Origin of the sequence: Mycobacterium kyorinense, from assembly GCF_001672775.1 — a bacterium.
GTDB lineage: Bacteria > Actinomycetota > Actinomycetes > Mycobacteriales > Mycobacteriaceae > Mycobacterium > Mycobacterium kyorinense_A.
On sequence record NZ_LZKJ01000125.1, the window covers coordinates 100,501 to 119,005 of the forward strand.

Consider the following 18,505-nt stretch of genomic DNA (forward strand, 5'->3'; position numbering starts at 1 on the left):
GGTAGTGCCCCAACTGAAAGGAGGTCTGCTGTGCTGGGTCTGCCGGAAAAGGTGCATGCCTGTCTGTTCGACCTCGATGGTGTCCTCACCGACACCGCGAGCGTGCACACCAAAGCCTGGAAGACCATGTTCGACGACTACCTTCGCCGGCGCTCCGAGCGCACCGGCGAGGAATTCGTGCCGTTCGACCCGGCCGCCGACTATCGGCAGTACGTGGACGGCAAGAAACGCGAGGACGGTGTCCGGTCCTTTTTGGACAGTCGCGGCATCGAGCTGCCCGAGGGCGGCCCCGACGATCCCGCCGACGCCGAGACCGTGCACGGCCTGGGCAACCGCAAGAACGAGGCGTTTCAGCAGACCCTGCGCGATGACGGCGTCGAGGTGTTCGACGGGTCGCGGCGCTACCTGGAAGCCGTCGCGGACGCCGGCCTGGCGGTGGCGGTGGTGTCGTCCAGCGCCAACACCCGCGAGGTGCTCGAAGTGACCGGCCTGGACCGGTTCGTCCAGCAGCGCGTCGACGGGGTAACTCTGCGCGAAGAGCACATCGCGGGCAAGCCCGCCCCGGACTCGTTTCTGCGGGCAGCCGAGCTGCTGCAGGTGGACGCCGACGCGGCCGCGGTGTTCGAGGACGCGCTGTCGGGTGTGGCCGCCGGTCGCGCCGGAAACTTCGGGTTCGTGGTCGGCGTCGACCGGGTGGGACAGGCCGAGGAGTTGCGCCGCGACGGCGCCGACGTCGTCGTCACCGACCTGGCGGAGCTGCTGTCATGATCACCGATGAGGACTTCCCCGTCGAGCCCTGGCAGGTGCGCGAAACGCGGCTCGACCTGAACGTGCTGGCCCAGTCGGAATCCTTGTTTGCGCTGTCCAACGGCCACATCGGGTTGCGCGGCAATCTCGACGAAGGCGAGCCGCACGGCCTGCCGGGCACCTACCTGAATTCGTTTTACGAAGTACGGCCATTGCCGTACGCCGAAGCCGGCTTCGGGTATCCGGAGGCCGGCCAGACGGTCGTCGACGTCACCAACGGCAAGATCCTGCGCCTGATGGTCGACGACGAGTTGTTCGACGTCCGCTACGGCGAACTGCTCGCCCACGAGCGGATTCTCGACCTGAGGGCCGGAACGCTGACCCGTCACGCGCACTGGCGCTCGCCGGCGGGCAAGCAGGTGAAGGTGGTGTCCACCCGGCTGGTGTCGCTGGACCAGCGCAGCGTGGCGGCGATCGAATATGTCGTCGAGGCGCTCGACGAATTCGTCCGCGTGACAGTGCAATCCGAGCTCGTCGCCAACGAGGACCAGCCGCAGACCTCAGCCGATCCGCGGGTGTCGGCCGTGCTGGACGAACCACTGGAGGCCGTCGACCACGAAAGCACCACCGACCACCGGGCCATGCTGATGCACCGCACCCGGGGCAGCGGGCTGATGATGGCCGCGGTGATGGACCACGAAATCGATGTTCCCGGACGCGTCGAGGCCTCCACCGAAGCGCGTCCCGACCTGGCCCGGACGACGATCATCTGCGGGCTTCGCCCGGGCCAGAAACTGCGCATCGTCAAATATCTGGCCTATGGCTGGTCGAGTCTGCGCTCGCGGCCGGCCTTGCGTGACCAGGCGGCGGGCGCCATCACCGGCGCCCGCTATGTAGGCTGGCAGGGGCTGCTGGACGCCCAACGCGAATATCTCGACGACTTCTGGGACAGCGCCGACGTGGAGGTCGACGGCGACGCCGACAGCCAACAGGCGGTGCGGTTCGGGCTGTTCCACATCCTGCAGGCCAGTGCACGCGCCGAACAGCGCGCGATCCCCAGCAAGGGGCTGACCGGCACCGGCTATGACGGCCACGCCTTTTGGGACACCGAGGGATTCGTTCTGCCAGTTCTGACCTACACCGCGCCGCACGCGGCAGCCGATGCGCTGCGGTGGCGGGCTTCGACACTGGACCTCGCCAAGGAGCGGGCAGAAGAGCTCGGTCTCGACGGCGCGGCCTTTCCCTGGCGGACGATCCGCGGCCAGGAGTGCTCGGGCTACTGGCCGGCCGGCACTGCGGCCTTTCACATCAACGCCGCGATCGCGATGGCCTTCGAGCGGTATCGCGTCGTCACCGGCGACCAGTCGTTGGAAGAGGACTGCGGGCTGGCGGTGCTGATCGAAACCGCCCGGCTGTGGCGCTCGCTGGGACACCACGACCGGCATGGCGTGTGGCATCTCGACGGGGTCACCGGCCCCGACGAGTACACCGCGATCGTCCGGGACAACGTGTTCACGAATTTGATGGCCTCACACAATCTGCGCACCGCGGCCGATGCGTGTGCCCGCCACGTCGAGGCGGCCCAGGCGATGGGCGTCACTACCGAGGAGATGGCTGCCTGGCGAGACGCCGCCGACGCCGCGCATATCCCCTACGACGAGGACCTGGGCGTGCACCAGCAGTGTGAGGGCTTTACCACCTTCGCGGAGTGGGACTTTGAAGCAAACACCACTTACCCATTGTTGCTGCACAAGCCGTATGTGCGGCTCTATCCGGCGCAGGTGATCAAGCAGGCCGATCTGGTGTTGGCGATGCAGTGGCAAAGCCACGCGTTCACCCCGGAGGAAAAGGCCCGCAATGTCGACTATTACGAACGGCGCACCGTGCGCGATTCGTCACTGTCGGCGTGCATCCAGGCGGTGATGTGCGCCGAGGTGGGGCATCTGGATTTGGCTCACGACTACGCCTTTGAGGCCGGGCTCATCGACCTGCGGGATCTGCACCACAACAGCCGCGACGGTCTGCACATGGCCTCGCTGGCCGGGGCGTGGACTGCGTTGGTCGCGGGTTTCGGTGGGCTGCGCGACGACGAGGGCATCCTCTCGCTGGACCCCGCACTGCCCGACGGTATTTCGTGTCTACGATTCCGGTTGCGGTGGAAGGGTTTTCGGCTGACGGTCTGCGTATCGCACGACGACGTCACCTATACGCTGCGCGACGGGCCCGACGGTGAGTTGACGATCCGCCACGCCGGGGAAGATCTCAAGCTGTCGACCAGCGAGCCGTCGACCATTGGTCTCCGGCGCCGGGAGCCGCTGTTGCCCACCCCGCACCAGCCGCCGAACCGTGAGCCCACGCATCGGCGCATGATCCGGTCCCAGGGACAGACCGTCAGTCCGACGACCTGATCGGCGCTCAGATGAACGCGGTGATGAACGCCAGCACTGCGGCAAACCAGGCGACAAGAGCGGCCAGCACGCACAGCGAGCCCACCGACATCAACTTGTCGCTGCGCTCGGCGTCCCGCCCCATCATGACCCCGAGGCTTTGCGGTATCCGGCGAAACACCTCGCGCCACTGCACCCGCGATGCGGCCCGCTTGGCGCCGGTGGGATCACCCGCGGTACGACGGTGCGGCGCCACCCCGCCGCCGTTGGTGAAGAGCATGAGCCCGCCCACAAACATCACGGCGCCGACGATGACGCACACTACGGCCAGCCAGAGCAACGTCCCTCCTTCATTGGCGAGGACTGTTCACCCAGCGTTGCCCCGGATGTGCCGGCTTCAAACGTCACCGGCTGGTCAATGCGGTTCAACCAGCCGCGCCACCTCGGCGGTGACGGCCTGCTGCAAGTCTGACTCGGTCAGCTCGCCGATGCCGGCCGCCGAACGCAGGAAAGGCTCAAACAACCGCCAACCAAGCTGCAAGGCAACAGCATTGGCGACGGCTACCCGCGCGTTTAGTTCGCTGTCGTGTCGCGACCGGACCTCGTCCAGCAGCTGCGACACGCCTGGGAACCGGGTCTGCAACTGCCCGACTTGATAGCCATCGAGTAATGCCCGGGCAAGCACCCGCAGATGCCGGTCGAAGGCCCGCTCCGCTTCCGGCGCGCCGGTCTGCAGCAGCTCGGTGGTGGTTGTGCCCAGGTGGTCGAGAACCGCGCCGACCAAATTCTCCTTGCTGCCGAAGTGGCGATGCACCAGCCCGTGGTTGACCTTCGACCGGGCGGCGATGTCGCGGATCGACGTCGCGGCCGGGCCGCCCTCCGCGAACAGGTCGGCGGCGGCGGCCAGGATGGCCGCCACCACCTCTTCCCGCCCTACCGGTATCTGCTCGCCCCGGTCTCTTGCCACTCGCGTAGTCATATGACTACACTAGCCTACGTAGTCAACTGGCTACAGTCATATTGCGATTCGAGGACCTTCGAGATGACCATTCCCTCGGCTCTGGCCGTGACCAAGCTGGGCAGTCGCATCGGCGCGCGCATCGACGGCGTCCGACTCGGCGGCGACCTCGACGCGGCGACGCTCGAGGAGATTCACCGGGCGCTGTTGGCCCACAAGGTGATCTTTTTCCGCGGTCAACACCACCTCGACGACGCCCAACAGCTGGCCTTCGCCACCCTGCTGGGCACCCCGGTCGGCCACCCGGCGATCAAGTACGACGACGCGCCGACCATCACGCCGATCGACTCCGAGTACGGCAAGGCCAACCGCTGGCACACCGACGTCACGTTTGTCCCGAACTACCCGGCCGCATCGATCCTGCGGGCCGTCACCCTGCCCAGTTACGGCGGATCGACGTTGTGGGCCTCGACCGCGGCCGGCTATGCGGCGCTACCCGAACCGCTCAAACGGCTTGCCGACAGTCTCTGGGCGCTGCACAGCAACCGGTACGACTACGCCGCGGCCGCCACCATGACCGACGAGCAGCGGACGCTGCGAGAGGCGTTCGAGAAGCGGGACTTTCGCACCGAGCACCCGGTGGTGCGGGTGCATCCGGAGACCGGCGAACGCACGCTGGTGGCCGGAGATTTCGTCCGCGGGTTCGTCGGGCTCGACGAGCACGAGTCCCGTGTGCTGTTCGACTTGCTTCAGCGGCGAATCACCGTGCCGGAGAACACGATCCGGTGGAACTGGGAGCTCGGTGACGTCGCCATCTGGGACAACCGGGCCACCCAGCACCGGGCCGTCGACGACTACGACGGTCAGCGCCGCCTGATGCACCGGGTCACGTTGATGGGTGATGTACCCGTCGACGTGGCGGGGCAACGGAGCCGGGTGATCAGCGGTGCCCCGCTGGAGGCCGTCGCGGGTTAACCCGCCGAGCTCATCGGCTCGATCGGCAGCCAGCGCAGCCCGCCGGGCGCGTCGGCGGGCACCACCGGATGCTGCGGAGCGATCGGGTCCAGGCGCCGATACGGCTCACCCTGGCGCGGGCGTAGATCATTCTCGCCCTTGTTCGGCCACAGCGACGCGGCACGCTCAGCTTGCGCAGTGATGGACAGCGACGGGTTGACGCCCAGGTTGGCCGAGATTGCGGCGCCGTCGGTGACTAACAGCGTCGGATAGCCGTACACCCGCTGATACGGGTCGATGACGCCGTGTTCGGGGCTGTCGCCGATCACCGCACCGCCCAGGAAGTGCGCAGTCAGCGGGATGTTGAACAGCTCTCCCCACGTTCCGCCGGCCACGCCGTCGATCTTGGCGGCGATGCGGCGAGTGACCTCGTTGCCCACCGGAATCCAGCTCGGATTGGGTTCGCCATGCCCCTGCTTGCTGGAGTAGCGGCGAATGCCAAACCGCCCGCGCCTGGTGAACGTGGTGATCGAGTTGTCCAGGTGCTGCATGACCAGCGCGATCACCGTGCGCTCGCTCCACCGCCGCGGGTTGAGCAGCCGCAGAATGCCGCGCGGGTCTTCGCGGGCCTGATCCAGCAGCTGTCGCCACCGCGGGGTGTCGGTGCCCTCCGGGCCGGGCCCATCGGTCATCAGAGTCTGCAACAGCCCCATCGCGTTGGAGCCCTTGCCGTAGCGGACCGGTTCGACGTGGGTGTCCGACGTCGGGTGAATCGACGACGTGATCGCCACCCCGTGCGTCAGATCCAGGTCGGAGCTGACTTCCAGGCGGCCGGCGCCGACGATCGACTCGGAGTTGGTGCGGGTCAACACCCCCAACCGCTCGGACAGCCGCGGCAGCTTGCCGGTGTCGCGCATCTTGAACAGCAGCTTCTGGGTGTTGAACGTGCCCGCGGCCAGCACCAGATGCGTCGCGGTGAAGGTGCGCTTGTCTCGGCGCACCCAGCGACCGGTGCGCGCCGTATGAACCTGCCACACACCGTCGGGCCGCTGCTCGAAGCCGGTGACGGTCGTCATCGGATGTACTTGCGCGCCAGCGGATTCCGCGAGATACAGGTAGTTCTTGACCAGTGTGTTCTTGGCGTTGTGGCGGCAGCCGGTCATACATTCTCCGACTTCGAGGCAACCCGCGCGGGCCGGGCCCGCGCCGCCGAAATACGGGTCGGGCACGGTCTTGCCTGGGACCTTCTGCCCGTCCGGCCCGAAGAACACTCCGACCGGGGTGGGCACGAACGTGTCGCCCACGCCCATCTCGTCGGCAACCTCTTTGACGATGCGGTCGGCATCGGTGAACGTCGGGTTCTTGACCACGCCCAGCATCCGCTGCGCCTGGTCGTAGTGCGGCATCAGCTCAGAACGCCAGTCGGTGATGTGGCTCCACTGGCGGTCGGCGAAGAACGGCTCCGGCGGCACGTACAACGTGTTGGCGTAATTCAGCGATCCCCCGCCGACGCCGGCGCCGGCCAGCACCATCACGTTGTTCAGCAGGTGGATGCGCTGGATGCCGTAGCAGCCCAGCTTCGGCGCCCACAGAAATTTGCGCAGGTTCCACGAGGTCTTGGCGAAATCCGCGTCGGCGAAGCGGCGACCCGCCTCCAGCACGCCGACCCGGTAGCCCTTTTCGGTCAATCGCAGCGCGGTGACGCTGCCGCCGAACCCCGAACCGATGATGAGAACGTCGTAATCCGGTTGCACCCGGCCAGCCTAGCTCCCAAAACCCCCCGCTCGAGCGTGAAGTTGGGTTCACGCTCGGTGCCCAACGTGAAGCTAAGTTCACGCTCGGCGGTGGGGGCGGGCGGCGGCTCGTCAACTGCCGACGGTCAGGCCGACCTTCTGGAATTCCTTGAGGTCGCAGTACCCGGCCTTGGCCATCGAACGGCGCAAACCACCGACGAGGTTCAGCGAGCCGAACGGGTCGTCGGACGGGCCGCTGAGGACCTGGCGCAGCGGCGGCCGTTCCCCGATGGCGACCTGCAACAGCGCGCCGCGCGGCAGCGACGGGTGCGCCGCGGCGGCCGGCCAGAACCACCCGTCGCCGAGCGCTTCGGCCGCCTCGGCCAGCGGCGTGCCCAGCACCACCGCATCGGCGCCGCAGGCAATCGCCTTGGCCAGCTCGCCGGAGGTGTGGATGTCCCCATCGGCCAGCACATGCACGTAGCGGCCGCCCGTCTCGTCGAGGTATTCGCGGCGGGCCGCGGCGGCGTCGGCGATCGCGGTGGCCATCGGCACGCTGATGCCCAGCACCTCGTCGCTGGTGGTCACACCGCGTGTCGAGCCGTAGCCGACGATGACGCCGGCAGCCCCGGTGCGCATCAGGTGCAGCGCGGTGCGGTGGTCGAGCACCCCGCCGGCCACCACCGGCACGTCGAGCTCGGAGATGAACGTCTTGAGGTTGAGCGGCTCGCCGTCGCTGGCGACGCGTTCGGCGGAGATGATCGTGCCCTGGATGACAAGCAGGTCGATACCGGCGGCCACCAGCGCCGGGGTCAGCGCCTGCGCGTTCTGCGGGCTCACCCGCACCGCGGTGGTCACGCCGGCCTCGCGAATGCGGGCCACCGCGGCGCCCAGCAGCTCGGGATCCAGCGGCGCGGCGTGGAATTGCTGCAGCAGCCGGATCGCCGCCGAGGGTTCGGGTTCTTTGGCCGCGGCCTCGACAACCTGGTCGATCTTGGCCGCCACGTCGGCGTGCCGGCCGATCAGCCCTTCGCCGTTGAGCACTCCCAGGCCGCCGAGCCGGCCCAGCTCGATCGCGAATTCCGGAGACACCAGGGCATCGGTCGGGTGGGCGATGACGGGGATCTCGAACCGGTACGCGTCGAGCTGCCAGGCCGTCGACACATCCTGCGAGGAGCGGGTGCGCCGGGACGGGACGATGTTGATGTCGTCGAGTTCGTAGGTACGACGGGCGGTGCGGCCCATGCCGATCTCGACCATGTCACGCATGAACGACCCATTCACCGCACGTAGTAGTTGGGCGCTTCGACGGTCATCGTGATGTCGTGCGGGTGGCTTTCTTTCAGGCCCGCCGCGGTGATCCGGACGAATTGCGCGTGCTGCAAAGCCTCGATGGTGGTGGAGCCGGTGTATCCCATCGCCGCGCGCAGCCCACCGGTGAGCTGGTGGATCACCGTCGACAGCGGGCCGCGGAACGGTACCCGGCCCTCGATGCCCTCGGGCACCAGCTTGTCCTCGGAGAGCACGTCGTCCTGGAAATAGCGGTCCTTGGAGTACGACTTGCCCTCCGCGCGGCCCTGCATGGCCCCCAGCGACCCCATGCCGCGGTAGCTCTTGTACTGCTTGCCGTTGACGAAGATCAGCTCGCCGGGCGCTTCGGCGGTGCCGGCCAGCAGCGAACCCAGCATCGCCGTCGACGCGCCAGCGGCCAGCGCCTTAGCGATGTCGCCGGAGTACTGCAGGCCGCCGTCGGCGATCACCGGTACGCCCGCGGGCCCGCACACCGCGACGGCCTCCAGAATTGCGGTGATCTGCGGCGCCCCGACTCCGGCCACCACCCGGGTGGTGCAGATCGAGCCCGGGCCCACGCCCACTTTGACGGCGTCGGCGCCGGCTTCGACGAGCGCCGCGGCCGCCGAGCGGGTGGCGACGTTGCCGCCGACCACTTCGACCCGGTCGCCGACTTCGGCCTTGAGTTTGCCGACCATGTCGAGCACCAGCCGGTTGTGCGCGTGCGCGGTGTCGACGACCAGCACGTCGGCGCCTGCGTCGGCCAGCGTCATGGCCCGCGTCCAGGCGTCGTCGCCGACCCCGACGGCCGCGCCGACCAGCAACCGGCCGTCGCTGTCCTTGGTGGCCAGCGGGTGTTGTTCGGTCTTGACGAAGTCCTTGACGGTGATCAGCCCGGTCAGCCGGCCGCGTCCGTCGACGATCGGCAGCTTCTCGATTTTGTGCCGGCGCAGCAGGCCCAGCGCGGCGTCGGCCGTGACACCTTCCTGCGCGGTGATCAGCGGGGCTTTGGTCATCACCTCGGCCACCGGCTTGGATTGGTCGACCTCGAAGCGCATGTCGCGATTGGTGATGATGCCCACCAACGCGCCGGCGTCGTCGACCACCGGCAGTCCCGAGATGCGGAATCGGGCGCACATCGCGTCGACCTCGGCCAGCGTGTTGTCCGGCCGACAGGTGACCGGATCGGTGACCATGCCCGCCTCCGACCGCTTCACGGTCTCGACCTGCCCGGCTTGTTCGGCGACGGGCAGGTTGCGGTGCAGCACCCCCATGCCGCCGGCGCGGGCCATCGCGATCGCCATCCGCGCCTCGGTGACGGTGTCCATCGCCGAGCTGACCAACGGCACCTTGAGCCGGATTTTCTTGGTGAGCTGGCTGGAGGTATCCGCGGTGGCGGGTACCACATCGGAGGCTGCCGGCAACAGCAGCACGTCATCGAAAGTCAGCCCGAGCATCGCGACCTTGTGCGGGTCGTCGCCGCCGGTGGGCACCGCGTCGTCAGGCATGCCACCGACGCGGGCGGACGGGCTGACAATCAGGTCGGCGCTGCCGTCAAGACCGGTCATCGATGAGGCCTCCATACGCAGGCGGAGTGAAGATCCCATCCTATCGGCTCGGCGCTTCGCGCTGGATTGTGGCTCGCGGACCGCGGCGTGGCCGGTCGGCAGCGGCTAGACCGCTGGCGCGATACCAACCCGGCTGCGTAATGTGGAGCCGTGCGCGACTACCTCCCACCGGGTTTGCCGCCCGACCCCTTTGCCGATGACCCATGCGATCCGTCGGCGGCGCTGGATGCCGTCGAGCCGGGTCAGCCGCTGGATGCCCAGGAGCGGATGGCGGTCGAAGCCGACTTGGCCGACCTCGCGGTATATGAGGCATTGTTGGCGCACAAGGGTATTCGCGGTCTGGTGGTGTGCTGCGACGAATGTCAGCAGGACCACTACCACGACTGGGACATGTTGCGCGCCAACCTGTTGCAGTTGCTCGTCGACGGGACCGTCCGCCCCCATGAGCCGGCCTATGACCCGGAACCAGATGCCTACGTGACCTGGGATTACTGCCGCGGGTACGCCGATGCCTCGCTCAACGAGGCGACGACGGAAAGCTAATTTTCACCCGGACCGTCGTTTTTTCCGTCACTACTCGGAACGGGTTGTTGGCTGGTGCTTTTCGCCGCAGTCGACGGCATCTGCGTGGTTTGAGTCACAGTGACCACCTGTGAGGGCGACTGAGCGGGCGTCGGTGCTGACGTCGTCGGCGTGGTCGCATTGGCGGTCGGCGGCGCCGAGGTCGACGGGCTGGGCGGGGTTTGCGAGGCCGCGGCGGGCGGCACCGACGTCGGCGTCGAGGCCGGCACCGGGCTTGCCGTGGTTGTCGCGGCCGGTGCGGTCGTGGTCGGCGCCGCAGCAGAGGACGGCACCGAGGTGGTGGGCTCGGAGCTGGACGCCGAGACGCTCACCGGCATCGTCGTCGTGGTCGCCGGTGGCACCCCGGGGTCGGGCACCGTGCTGGGGGCGACGGTGGCATTGGGATCGTGGGTGGCGACCTTGGCGTTCAACTGATTCATCTGATCGACCAGCTGCTGTTTGCGGCTGGTGTCGTTGACGGTTTGCACACTGTCGTTGACCGCGGCGAGCTTGTCCTGCGCCTGGCTCCACTGACCTTGGTTGATCATTTGCTGGACTTGCTCCAGCTCGGTTTTGGCGGCCAGTTCGACGCGATCGTCATGCACTGACGGTGGTTCCCCGAACAGCATCCTGTGCATCCCGTAGAGCGCGTCGCCGGGCTGCGCGTTGCCCACCAGAGCGCCGAAGCCACCCAGCGCCAGCACCGCCGCGGCGGCCGACCCGGCCAGCGCTAGGCCGCGCCGGCGGGGCGGCTGGTCGGTCAGTCCGCGTTCCAGCGCCGCGATGGCCTCGGCGTCGCTGACCAAGCCGCTTGCCGGCGGCCACCTCAAGTCGTCGCGCCAGTCCGCCAGCAGCGCGGCCAGCGCGTCGTCGCCGGGTTCCACGAACTCGGGGAAGCCGACGGGCTCGCGTGTCGCCAGGGCGTCAAGCAGCCGGTCGGTGTGCGCCAACGCGGCCAGGTCGGGTTGGTCAAACGGGGTGCGACCGTAATCAGACATAGTCACGTCCTGCCGCGACGATTTCGGACTTCAACCGGGTCAGCGCGCGGTGTTGTGCCACTCGGACCGCGCCCGCGCTGGTGCCGACGGCGGTGGCGGTCTCCTCGGCGCTCAGCCCGACCACGACCCGCAGAATCAGGATCTCGCGCTGTTTGTCGGGCAAGATCTCGAGCAATTCCGCCATCCGGCTCACCGAATCGGCTTCGACGGCCAACTGCTCGGGCCCCGCATCGGTTGAGCGTCGCTCGGGAAGCGATTCCGCCGGGTAGGACAGGTCGCGGCCGGCGGCGCGGTGCGCGTCAGCCACTTTGTGTGCGGCGATGCCGTACACAAAGGCCAGGAAGGGGCGTCCGCGGTCCCGGTAGCGCGGCAGCGCCGTGATGGCGGCCAAGCACACCTCCTGCGCGACGTCATCGGCCGAGAGGCCGCCCCGCTCGATCGTGCCGAGGCGCGCGCGGCAGTAGCGAATGACGATCGGGCGGATCGTTTCCAGCACTTCTCGAAGCGCGTCCCGATCCCCTGCCACAGCGTCAGCGACAACAGCGTCGAGACGTTCTTCCTGCACTGTCATTCGACGGCGATATCTCCAACGTTACGAACCGAACACAGCCCGGCACGGCGACCCAGCTAAAACCATAAGGTCCGCTTCGCTGTTTCCCGGTTAGCGCGCGCTCCAGACCCCTCCGGCGTGGCGCACGTGTTCGGCGGCCGTGTCGCGGATCTCGCGCAGCGCTTGGTTGGTATGCGCAGTGCTGCCGAGGTCGACCAGCAGGCAGGCCACGGCCCAGCGCAGCGGCGCCAGACCCCACTGGTCGGTGTCCTGCAGCGCCGCCTCGCCGACGGCGCGGGCCCGATTCAGGTCGCCGGCGCTGCACAGCGCAGCGGCGAGCACCACGGCGCTTTTGACCCGATGCCGCGCCGAGTCGGCGGCCGCGGCCAGCTCGACTGCGATCTCGGCATGACTGACTGCGCGCTGGCCGTCGCCGCTCGCCATCGCCAGCTCGGCAGTGACCCAGGCGCGGCGCACCGCCAACCGCTGGCCCGCCGATTCCGCCAAGGGCTCCGCGCGGCGGAGCAACGCCGCCGAGGCCGCGAACCGACCCACGCCCAGGGCGTCGGCGGCCAGTCCGATCACCGCGTCGGCGCGCGCCTCGGGATCGCTCCCGGCCAGCGCCAACGCGCGGCCGTCCCAACCGCGGGCGAGGGCGTGCCATCCGAGCTGCCGCAGAAACGATGCCCGCGTGCTGTGCGCCAGCGACGCCAGCCGACCGCTCGGCGCAGCGCGGATAAGCGTCGCCAAATCGGTGCGCGCGTTGCCGTAGCGGCCCTGCCCGCCCGCTGCGACCGCGCGCAGCCACAGCTGCTGCGGGGTGTGCGCGGTCGGCAGCGGCCAGCGTCCGGGCTGATCTCCGAACGCCGCTGCGGTAAGGGTTGCCTCGATCTTCGAAGCGCAACGGGTATCAATCACTGTGAGCATTAGTTAAAAGTTCGTGGTTTCTTTGTTACGGCGACATTAACCCAGGGCCGGTATTAATCCTCGTGGTTTCCATACCGCCTAAGCGCGAGCAGGCAAATCCCGACATAGAGCATCGTCGCGGTAGCACCTAGTGCCCCCAACAATTGCATCGCGGCGATGAACGCGAAGTAAATTCTCAAGGCACAGTTGGATATTCGGTCACACAAGCCGAGATTGACGGAATTTCCGCGATACCCATACCTTAATGTCAGCGAGTAGTCATCGGCGACGTTGCTCGAACCAGCTGGCGACCTGCCTGTTCGAAAACTGGTCTCCACATGCGCACGCGGAGAGGAGTTTCCAATGCCACAGCCAGAGCAACTACCGGGACCCAACGCCGATATCTGGGATTGGCAACTGCAAGGCGCTTGCCGAGGGGTGGATTCGTCGGTGTTCTTCCATCCCGACGGGGAGCGCGGCCGGGCTCGTCTGCAACGCGAACGCCGCGCCAAGGAAATGTGCCGACGCTGCCCGGTGATCGAGCAGTGCCGCACCCACGCGCTGGAGGTCGGCGAGCCCTACGGCATCTGGGGCGGTCTGTCGGAGACCGAACGCGATCTGTTGCTCAAGCGCGACTTGGGCCGCTCCCGCGGGATTCGCCGCACGGCCTAACTGAGCGGTACCGGATCACGGTCCAGCCCGTACACCTGCACGGCAGCAGACTTCCCCTTCAGAGCGTGAAATCCCCTGTCGGCCAGTCCGTCTGGGCGGCGAGCCAGGGCGTCGACTGACTGCTGGGTGAGCAGAATCGCGTCGCCGGTGGTTTTGGTGAGCTGTTCGACGCGGGCGGCGACGTTGACAGTGTCGCCGATCAAGGTGAACTCGAGCTTGCCCCCGGCTCCGATGGTGCCGGCGATCACCTTTCCGGTGTTGATGCCGATGCCGATGCGAAGCGCGCCGTCGAATCGCTCGGCCACGAGGCGTTGAATCAGCACCGCCGCAGCCACCGCGGCGTCGGCATGAGCTTCGAGGTCGTTGGGGGCGCCGAAGACGGCCAGTGCGCCGTCGCCGAGAAACTTGTTGACGTGTCCGCCGGCGTCGACGACGGCGGGCACCACGATCTCGAACAAGGCGTTGAGGCGCGCGACGGTGTCCTCGGCGGTGTTGGCCTCGGCGAACGGCGTGAAGTCGCGAATGTCGACGAACATCACGGTCACCTCGCGGCGCTCGCCGGTGAAGACGTCGTCGCCCTGCTGAAGCAACCGCGCCGCCAGAGCGGGATCGACGTAGGTTCCGAACGCCGCCTGAAGTCGCTGCCGCTCAGCCAAACCCGCCTGCATGCGGTTGAACGACGCCGCCAGCGCGCCGAGGTCGTCGTCTTGGACCACCGGCAGACGTTGGTTGTAGTCGCCCGCCGCGACGCGTTTGGTGCCTGCGGCAAGGTCGCGAATCGGCTGTAGCGACGGCGCGAAGGCAACGCCGACCGTTATCGGCACCGCGAAGATTAGCGCCAACCCGCAACCGATCACGACACACAGAACGGGGTTCTGGTCGGCCCAACCGGATACTGCCGCCACCATCGCGCCCACGACGGAAAACACGAATGCGGCCGCGAGCATGGCCAGGTTCGACCACGCCGCGAAGGTGGGGCGAGAGCGGGGCAGGGAGTCACCGATCCCGGTGCCACCGGCAAGGGCGGCCCGTACCGGCCGCATCGGCAGTTCCGCCACAGTGTGCACACCGATCAGATGGGAGCCGGTCCCGACAGCGGCACCCAGGACCGCATACTGAAGCAGCCGCAGGCCGGTCGCGCCGGCTATGCCACCGACGACGACCGACAACACGGCTGCCCACACCGAGAAGACCGCTACCGCGCGCACAACCCCATCGCGAGTCCAGTCGTAAGTGGCTTGCAGTGCTCGCACTGGATCGACCACGTCGCCCGCGGCCCATCGCTCGACAACCCGCCATTCGCCACGGCCGGGCAGCACCACCGCGTACGCGAGCACCGGCAGGGCAACACCCGTGACGGCGGCCGCTTCGAGGTAGTGACTGGAGTGCTCGAATGCCACGATGGCGAACGACAGAAAGAGGTAGATCGGAAGCGGGACCACGAAAGCGACCGCGGCGACCACCCATGAGTACCTTGCGCCGTGCCGATCCCATGCCCACCGACAGAAGCGGTCCATGGTGGGAGATTAAACGGAAACGAGCGCTGAGCTGGGTGATTGTGCACAGCCCGCCACGCGAATACCGTGCGCAATGTGGCCGACGCGAGTCGTGCCCGCTTCTGCATTGTTCGTTGGGGTAAGTTGCGCCCATGAAAAAGGGCGCAGTCTTAGCGGTCGCGGTGTTTACCGCGGCCATCTCACCGTTAGGCGCATGCGCAAAGCAGAACGCCAGCCAGCCCAATACGTCTCCGCTCAGCAGTACCTCGCCCGGCGCGGAGAATGCGGAGAAGATAACCAGCCAGGTGAAGAGCGCCGACGGGACTGAAGTCGCCACCGCCACGTTTGATTTCACGAACGGGTATGCGACGGTGACCGTGGAAGCCGGACCCAACCAGGTCTTGACCCCCGGTTTTCACGGGCTCCAAATCCACTCGGTGGGCAAATGCGAGGCCAACTTCGACTCGGCCGGCGACGTCTTCCAGACGCCGAATCACACCGGTTATCCCGCCAGTGGCGAACTGACTGCGTTGCAGGTTCGCCCTGACGGCGCGGCGAAACTCGTCACGACGACTGGCGCGTTTAGCGCCGAGGACCTGAAGACCAGCTCGGGTACCGCGTTGATCATTCACCAGGACCCGGACAATCTCGGCGACAGCCCAACCGGTGAGTCGGTCAAACGGATTGCCTGCGGGGTGATCTCAGCGGCGACCACGACGACGTCGACGACCACGGAGACAACTACCGTCACCACCACGACCGTCGTTCCACCGCCGTCCACGAGCACGAGCACCGTCACGGTCACCAGTACCCCGACCGTCACGTCCACGCCCACCACCACCGCGACGACGCCACCGAGCCTTCCGCCCGGCACCTGACGCACTGAACAAAAATCTGACGGACCCGCGACGAGGTTCGCGAACCAACCTCATGCCCCGGGTTTCCGGCCTGTCGGCTTCACCGACGCGAGGCGGCAGGCGGGCAAGGTGGCAGCAACAAGCTGCTCAGTCCGTGACCGGTATGTCCGCTATCCACTCACTAGCCGGTACATCTGATGGAGGTATGAAGACGTACGGCGGTATGTCCTGCCCTATGCACCACGGCCAGTCCACCACGCTGTCGTCGTCTTGATGTTCGCGTTTGTGCACATGCAGCATCATCGCAGCTCAAGCGGCACAAGACAATTGGTGCATTAGCTGATGACCTCATGCCGGCGGCTCTAGCCGTGGATTAGCTGCAGCCACCCCTGGGGGATCAGACGAGAACACCCCCGGCCATTCCAGGGCCGGGGGCGCTCGTTTGTTCAGTCACCTAGTGGTGATGGTGACCGTGCCCGTGCCCGTCGTCCTCAGGCTCAGCCGGCTTGTCGACCACCGCCGTCTCGGTGGTGAGCACCATGCGGGCAACCGATGCCGCGTTGAGCACCGCCGAGCGGGTGACCTTGACCGGGTCGATGACGCCGGCGGCAGCCAGGTCGCCGTAGTCCAGCGTGGCCGCATTCAGACCATGCCCGGCCGGCAGCTCGTCGACCTTGTGGACCACCACCGAGCCGTCGAGCCCGGCGTTGACGGCAATCCAGTACAACGGCGCGCTGAGCGCATCGGAGAACACGTCGACGCCGAGGATCTCGTCACCGGACAGCGACCCGCGCAGCTCGGTCAACGCCTTGCGCGCCTGCAACAACGCCGACCCACCGCCGGTGACAATGCCCTCTTCGACCGCGGCCTTGGCGGCGGCGACGGCGTCCTCGACGCTTTCCTTGCGTTCCTTGAGCGCGGTCTCGGTGGCGGCACCGACTTTGATGACGGCCACCCCGCCGGCCAGCTTGGCCAACCGCTCTTCGAGCTTTTCGCGGTCCCAGTCCGAGTCCGTCGTCTCGATCTCCGAACGCAACTGCTTGGCCCGGTCGGCGATGGCGTCTTGGCCGCCGCCGCCCTCGACGATGACGGTGTCGTCCTTGCTGACCACCACGCGCCGCGCCGAGCCCAGCACGTCCAGGCCGGCCTCCCGCAGCACTAGGCCGACGTCGGGGTTGATCACCTGACCGCCGGTCACGATGGCGAGGTCTTCAAGGAAGGCCTTGCGGCGATCGCCGAAGAACGGCGCCTTGACCGCGACGGCCTTGAGCGTCTTGCGAATCGCGTTGACCACCAGCGTCGACAACGCCTCGCCCTCGACGTCCTCGGCGATCACCAGCAGCGGCTTGCCCGCTTCGGCCACCTTCTCCAGCAACGGCAGCAGGTCGGGCAGCGAGCTGATCTTGTCGCGGTGCAACAGGACCAGGGCGTCGTCGAGCACGGCCTGTTGCGCATCGAAGTCGGTGACGAAGTACGCCGACAGGAAGCCCTTGTCGAAGCCGACACCCTCGGTGAACTCCAGCTCGGTGGACAGCGTCGACGACTCCTCGACGCTGACCACGCCGTCATGGCCGACCTTGGTCATCGCCTCGCCGACCAGCTCGCCGATCTGTTCGTCGCGCGACGACACGGTGGCCACCTGCGCGATGCCGGTCTTGCCGGACACCGGGGTGGCGGCTGCCAGCAGCGCCTCCGACACCGCGTCGGCGGCCTTGCTGATGCCCGCACCCAACGCGATCGGGTTGGCGCCGGCGGCCACGTTGCGCAGCCCGGCCTTGATCAGCGCCTGCGCCAACACGGTGGCGGTGGTGGTGCCGTCACCGGCGACGTCGTTGGTCTTGGTGGCCACCGACTTCACCAGCTGAGCGCCGAGGTTCTCGAACGGGTCTTCCAGGTCGATGTCGCGGGCCACGGTGACGCCGTCGTTGGTGACCGCGGGGCCACCAAAAGCTTTGGCCAGCACTACATGCCGACCGCGTGGCCCGAGGGTGACGCGCACCGCGTCGGCGAGCTTGTCCACCCCGGCCTCCATGGCGCGGCGCGCGGTTTCGTTGAACTCAATCTGCTTGCTCATAAGTCTTTCCTGTCCCGGCTAGAGCGAACCGCCCCGGAAATCACCCGCGTACTGCGGGGATCGCCGGGGCGGAACACGCCTGTTGCTACTTGGAGACGACGGCCAGCACGTCGCGGGCCGACAGGATCAGGTACTCCTCGCCGTTGTACTTGATCTCGGTGCCGCCGTACTTGCTGTAGATGACGGTGTCACCTTCGGACACGTCCAGCGGGATTCGCTTCTCGCCGTCCTCGTCCCACCGGCCGGGGCCGACGGCGACGACGGTGCCTTCCTGCGGCTTCTCCTTGGCGGTGTCGGGAATGACCAGACCGGAAGCGGTCGTGGTCTCGGCCTCGTTGGCCTGTACGAGGATCTTGTCCTCGAGTGGCTTGATGTTCACGCTCGCCACGATTGGAGCCCTCCACTTGATCAGTGTGTGAGCTCGGGGCTGCTCCCCGAACCCTTCGAATTACCAGGTGTTCGGCTTTCGGCCGCGCCCTAGCGTCGTCGTCGCGGGTGCCGACACAGGGATTGCCCGATTGCCACCTAGCACTCTATACACGCGAGTGCTAGCACTCAAGGTCCCCCTGTTGCTTCTGCCCCTTCGTGGCCGAGCGTGCGTGTTCCCGGTCCCCACGCGGCGTGTCGGACCGGGAACACATTGCTCCTATGTCAAGCGGCTGCGTGAAGGTCGGGTTGTTGGCGGGTTTGGTGGTCGGCGTGTAGGCGACGAAAGACGTTGCGGGCGAGGTGGCGTTTGAGGCAGCGCAGGGCC

At 67.4% G+C, this 18,505-nt stretch carries 17 protein-coding genes; 6 read left to right on the forward strand and 11 right to left on the reverse strand.

Translation table 11 applies throughout. The features are described from left to right. Positions 1 to 30: 30 nt before the first annotated feature. Together A5707_RS13920 and A5707_RS13925 are read left to right on the forward strand one after the other, a co-directional pair. Positions 31 to 768 carry a beta-phosphoglucomutase family hydrolase gene (locus tag A5707_RS13920; RefSeq protein WP_065015044.1) on the forward strand — a complete coding sequence of 246 codons (738 nt, stop codon included), beginning with the start codon at positions 31 to 33 and terminating at the stop codon, positions 766 to 768. Beyond that, complete coding sequence (locus A5707_RS13925; RefSeq protein ID WP_065015045.1) at positions 765 to 3,155, forward strand: glycoside hydrolase family 65 protein; 2,391 nt, start codon at positions 765 to 767, stop codon at positions 3,153 to 3,155. Before A5707_RS13920 ends, A5707_RS13925 begins: the two co-directional genes overlap by 4 nt. A gap of 7 nt (positions 3,156 to 3,162) precedes the next feature. Here the strand turns inward: A5707_RS13925 and A5707_RS13930 are convergent, their stop codons facing one another. Next, positions 3,163 to 3,474 carry a hypothetical protein gene (locus tag A5707_RS13930; protein WP_156657909.1) on the reverse strand — a complete coding sequence of 104 codons (312 nt, stop codon included), beginning with the start codon at positions 3,472 to 3,474 and terminating at the stop codon, positions 3,163 to 3,165. Between the two features lie 75 nt (positions 3,475 to 3,549). Beyond that, the gene (locus A5707_RS13935) at positions 3,550 to 4,113 is read right to left on the reverse strand and encodes a TetR/AcrR family transcriptional regulator (protein ID WP_082969455.1); all 564 of its coding nucleotides are present in this window, start codon (positions 4,111 to 4,113) and stop codon (positions 3,550 to 3,552) included. Between the two features lie 63 nt (positions 4,114 to 4,176). Here A5707_RS13935 and A5707_RS13940 point away from each other — a divergent pair, with 63 nt between their 5' ends. Next, entirely contained in the window at positions 4,177 to 5,067 is an 891-nt protein-coding gene (locus A5707_RS13940; RefSeq protein ID WP_065015047.1) for a TauD/TfdA dioxygenase family protein, read from the forward strand. Here the strand turns inward: A5707_RS13940 and A5707_RS13945 are convergent. The 3 genes from A5707_RS13945 to guaB all read right to left on the reverse strand — a co-directional run bounded on the left by A5707_RS13945 (position 5,064) and on the right by guaB (position 9,637). Further along, a complete protein-coding gene (locus A5707_RS13945) occupies positions 5,064 to 6,800 on the reverse strand; it encodes a GMC family oxidoreductase (RefSeq protein WP_065015048.1) in 1,737 nt (578 codons plus the stop codon). The genes A5707_RS13940 and A5707_RS13945 overlap by 4 nt on opposite strands. A 111-nt stretch (positions 6,801 to 6,911) precedes the next feature. Further along, positions 6,912 to 8,039 carry a GuaB3 family IMP dehydrogenase-related protein gene (locus A5707_RS13950; RefSeq protein WP_156657920.1) on the reverse strand — a complete coding sequence of 376 codons (1,128 nt, stop codon included), beginning with the start codon at positions 8,037 to 8,039 and terminating at the stop codon, positions 6,912 to 6,914. 20 nt (positions 8,040 to 8,059) lie between these two features. Continuing rightward, positions 8,060 to 9,637, reverse strand: coding sequence for an IMP dehydrogenase (guaB, locus tag A5707_RS13955; protein WP_065015072.1), 1,578 nt, complete (start codon positions 9,635 to 9,637; stop codon positions 8,060 to 8,062). Positions 9,638 to 9,787: 150 nt separating this feature from the next. On the opposite strand from guaB, the gene A5707_RS13960 reads away from it, so the two are divergent. Next, positions 9,788 to 10,180: a DUF5319 domain-containing protein gene (locus A5707_RS13960; protein WP_065015049.1), complete on the forward strand. Its 393-nt coding sequence runs from the start codon at positions 9,788 to 9,790 to the stop codon at positions 10,178 to 10,180. Here the strand turns inward: A5707_RS13960 and A5707_RS13965 are convergent. From A5707_RS13965 to A5707_RS13975, 3 genes are all read right to left on the reverse strand, one after another. Continuing rightward, positions 10,177 to 11,196, reverse strand: coding sequence for an anti-sigma-D factor RsdA (locus A5707_RS13965; protein ID WP_065015050.1), 1,020 nt, complete (start codon positions 11,194 to 11,196; stop codon positions 10,177 to 10,179). The two genes, A5707_RS13960 and A5707_RS13965, sit on opposite strands and share 4 nt — an antisense overlap. Next, a complete protein-coding gene (locus A5707_RS13970) occupies positions 11,189 to 11,767 on the reverse strand; it encodes a sigma-70 family RNA polymerase sigma factor (protein WP_065015051.1) in 579 nt (192 codons plus the stop codon). The genes A5707_RS13965 and A5707_RS13970 overlap by 8 nt, the downstream gene beginning before the upstream one ends. 90 nt (positions 11,768 to 11,857) lie before the next feature. Continuing rightward, the gene (locus tag A5707_RS13975; RefSeq protein WP_419866427.1) at positions 11,858 to 12,664 is read right to left on the reverse strand and encodes a hypothetical protein; all 807 of its coding nucleotides are present in this window, start codon (positions 12,662 to 12,664) and stop codon (positions 11,858 to 11,860) included. Positions 12,665 to 13,015: 351 nt separating this feature from the next. Between A5707_RS13975 and A5707_RS13980 the strand changes: the two genes are divergently transcribed. Beyond that, positions 13,016 to 13,324, forward strand: coding sequence for a WhiB family transcriptional regulator (locus tag A5707_RS13980; RefSeq protein WP_065015053.1), 309 nt, complete (start codon positions 13,016 to 13,018; stop codon positions 13,322 to 13,324). On the opposite strand, the gene A5707_RS13985 is transcribed toward A5707_RS13980, so the two are convergent. Then, a complete protein-coding gene (locus A5707_RS13985; protein ID WP_065015054.1) occupies positions 13,321 to 14,841 on the reverse strand; it encodes an adenylate/guanylate cyclase domain-containing protein in 1,521 nt (506 codons plus the stop codon). The two genes, A5707_RS13980 and A5707_RS13985, sit on opposite strands and share 4 nt — an antisense overlap. 131 nt (positions 14,842 to 14,972) lie before the next feature. Here A5707_RS13985 and A5707_RS13990 point away from each other — a divergent pair, with 131 nt between their 5' ends. Continuing rightward, the gene (locus A5707_RS13990; RefSeq protein ID WP_065015055.1) at positions 14,973 to 15,698 is read left to right on the forward strand and encodes a superoxide dismutase family protein; all 726 of its coding nucleotides are present in this window, start codon (positions 14,973 to 14,975) and stop codon (positions 15,696 to 15,698) included. 433 nt (positions 15,699 to 16,131) lie between these two features. On the opposite strand, the gene groL is transcribed toward A5707_RS13990, so the two are convergent. Both groL and groES read right to left on the reverse strand, forming a co-directional pair. Further along, complete coding sequence (gene groL / locus A5707_RS13995; RefSeq protein WP_065015056.1) at positions 16,132 to 17,751, reverse strand: chaperonin GroEL; 1,620 nt, start codon at positions 17,749 to 17,751, stop codon at positions 16,132 to 16,134. An 85-nt stretch (positions 17,752 to 17,836) separates the two neighbouring features. Continuing rightward, positions 17,837 to 18,139 carry a co-chaperone GroES gene (groES, locus tag A5707_RS14000; protein ID WP_045384501.1) on the reverse strand — a complete coding sequence of 101 codons (303 nt, stop codon included), beginning with the start codon at positions 18,137 to 18,139 and terminating at the stop codon, positions 17,837 to 17,839. Positions 18,140 to 18,505: the final 366 nt, after the last annotated feature.

What these genes read in the sequence shown, in the direction of transcription:
- A5707_RS13950 (WP_156657920.1), bottom strand. Translation starts at nt 8,039, where the DNA reads ATGGTCGAGATCGGCATGGGCCGCACCGCCCGTCGTACCTACGAACTC.
- A5707_RS13935 (WP_082969455.1), bottom strand. Translation starts at nt 4,113, where the DNA reads ATGACTACGCGAGTGGCAAGAGACCGGGGCGAGCAGATACCGGTAGGG.
- A5707_RS13980 (WP_065015053.1), top strand. Translation starts at nt 13,016, where the DNA reads ATGCCACAGCCAGAGCAACTACCGGGACCCAACGCCGATATCTGGGAT.
- A5707_RS13965 (WP_065015050.1), bottom strand. Translation starts at nt 11,196, where the DNA reads ATGTCTGATTACGGTCGCACCCCGTTTGACCAACCCGACCTGGCCGCG.
- A5707_RS13925 (WP_065015045.1), top strand. Translation starts at nt 765, where the DNA reads ATGATCACCGATGAGGACTTCCCCGTCGAGCCCTGGCAGGTGCGCGAA.
- A5707_RS13985 (WP_065015054.1), bottom strand. Translation starts at nt 14,841, where the DNA reads ATGGACCGCTTCTGTCGGTGGGCATGGGATCGGCACGGCGCAAGGTAC.
- guaB (WP_065015072.1), bottom strand. Translation starts at nt 9,637, where the DNA reads ATGACCGGTCTTGACGGCAGCGCCGACCTGATTGTCAGCCCGTCCGCC.
- A5707_RS13940 (WP_065015047.1), top strand. Translation starts at nt 4,177, where the DNA reads ATGACCATTCCCTCGGCTCTGGCCGTGACCAAGCTGGGCAGTCGCATC.
- A5707_RS13990 (WP_065015055.1), top strand. Translation starts at nt 14,973, where the DNA reads ATGAAAAAGGGCGCAGTCTTAGCGGTCGCGGTGTTTACCGCGGCCATC.
- A5707_RS13970 (WP_065015051.1), bottom strand. Translation starts at nt 11,767, where the DNA reads ATGACAGTGCAGGAAGAACGTCTCGACGCTGTTGTCGCTGACGCTGTG.
- groL (WP_065015056.1), bottom strand. Translation starts at nt 17,751, where the DNA reads ATGAGCAAGCAGATTGAGTTCAACGAAACCGCGCGCCGCGCCATGGAG.